Source organism: Sinomonas sp., assembly GCF_036848755.1.
In the GTDB taxonomy this organism is placed as follows: domain Bacteria; phylum Actinomycetota; class Actinomycetes; order Actinomycetales; family Micrococcaceae; genus Sinomonas.
The window spans coordinates 1-1,681 of record NZ_DAIUJO010000244.1 but is presented as its reverse complement, the minus strand read 5'-3'; the positions used below and the strand labels follow the sequence as shown (position 1 = coordinate 1,681).

Annotated in this window: 2 protein-coding genes; both read right to left on the bottom strand. The window is 71.4% G+C overall.

The annotated features are described in order from the left end of the window. A partial coding sequence (locus V7053_RS18985) for a type IV secretory system conjugative DNA transfer family protein (protein ID WP_334173802.1) occupies window positions 1–1,126 on the bottom strand: 1,126 nt, incomplete at its 3' end. Then, on the bottom strand, window positions 1,123–1,527 hold the full coding sequence (locus V7053_RS18980) for a hypothetical protein (RefSeq protein WP_334173801.1): 405 nt from the start codon (window positions 1,525–1,527) through the stop codon (window positions 1,123–1,125). The genes V7053_RS18980 and V7053_RS18985, both read right to left, overlap by 4 nt. Window positions 1,528–1,681: the final 154 nt, after the last annotated feature.

Genomic DNA, 1,681 nt, shown 5'->3' with positions numbered 1-1,681 from the left:
TCCCGTGCTGGCCCCACACGCCCACGCCCTGGGCGTAGGACTGCAGGATCGTCCAGACGCAGATCCCCCGCGAGCCGAAGTGGCTGTACAGCTTGGGCAGCTGGGGCCAGGGGCACACGTTGGCGGCCTCGTCCAGCACGCACACCATCGGCAGGGCCAGACGGCCGCCGGGCTCGCCCTTGGCCTTCTCCGTGGCCGCGTCGAGCACCGACTGGGTCAGCGCGGTCACGAGCGCCTTCGCGGACCCGTACCCGTCGGTGGAGAGGCTGTAGAGAGTGTTGCAGCCCTGCATGAACCTGTCCGGGTCGAACAGCGTCCGCCCGCCCCGGCCGTCCCCGCTGGGGCCGTGCTCCTCGCCGGGGCGGGGGTTCACCCAGTCCATGATCTGCGGATCGGTCAGGGGCGAGAGGAGCAGCTGGGCGGTGGAGAACACGCCGCTGCGCTCCTGGGGGGCGGAGGTGTAGATGCCCACGAGCTCGTTCAGCACCTCGCGGTAGGAGGTGGCGTCGAGGACCTGCACCGGGACCGGGTTCTCGGCCTCGGGGGCGGCAAGCCACGCCTGCACATCGCGGAGGAAGTACGCCGGCCCGGTGTAGGAGTGCGGGTCCATGGTCCAGCCTTCGCTCACCGAGGCGGCCAGGAACAGGGCGCGCAGGAGGGTCTTGCCGCGCTCGGGGAAGAAGTCGATGCCCTTGGAGGCCGCGGCCTGGGCGGCCCCGCCGCCCTCGGCGGCCTCGAACACGTCCGCGAGGGCCTTGGCCTTCTTCGGTGTCGTCGTCCCCCGCAGCGGGTTCAGCCACCAGCCCTGATCGCCCTTCGTTGCGATCTCCTCGGGGTCGAACGCGAACACCTGGCCTATGAGCTCGCGGATGCCGCGGGTGTGGTGGTGCAGGTCGTTCTTGTTCGTCGTGACCAGGCAGGGGCCCTGTGCGGCAAGGATGAACGGGACGGCGTAGGCGGTGCTCTTCCCGGTACGGGGGCCGGCGAAGATGACCCCGACGTCCTCCAGGGACGCCCACAGCTCCCTGCCGCCGTGCACAGACCTGCCCAGCGGCAGGCCGATGAACGGCGCCGCGGCAGCGGGGGCCTTGGCCTTCCTCTGCTTCGCAAACGATGCCAGGCTCATCTGCCGGCCCCTTTCACTCCGAGTTCCCGGGCCTTCTTCGCCACCGCCCTGCGGGTCAGCGAGGCGGCCTCCTTCGGGGAGGCCATGTGCTGGGCGGCGACGTCGACCCAGGCGGGGCGGACCATCGTCCTGCGCCACCAGATGCCGATCACCGGCACGGCCAGGGCCAGGGCGACGAAGACCCCGCCCATGGCCGCGGGGTACAGGCCGGTGAACTCCAGCCTGTGGTCCATGAGGCCCTGACCGACCTCGATCGGGGACAGGGCCCTGCCCGTGGCGAGCCAGGCCCCCACGGACAGGCCGGCCACCACGGAGACGAGCATCCCGGCCAGCACGGCGGACGCCACGATGCCGGGCAGGTCCCGCCGGCGCTGCCAGCGGGCACGGGTCGGTGCACCCATCGTCTTCCCCCTTCTCAGCTCTGGTTGCGGTATCGGCCATCGGTCACGTGCAGGCTGGCCTGGATCGGTGTCTGGACCATCTGCACCGGGATCCCGACCCGGCCTTCGACCTTGAACAGGACCTTGCCCGCCCCGGGCGGCGGGGTGGGCTTGC

Coding starts and splice junctions, on each gene's coding strand:
- V7053_RS18980 (WP_334173801.1), bottom strand. CDS start 1,527: ATGGGTGCACCGACCCGTGCCCGCTGGCAGCGCCGGCGGGACCTGCCC.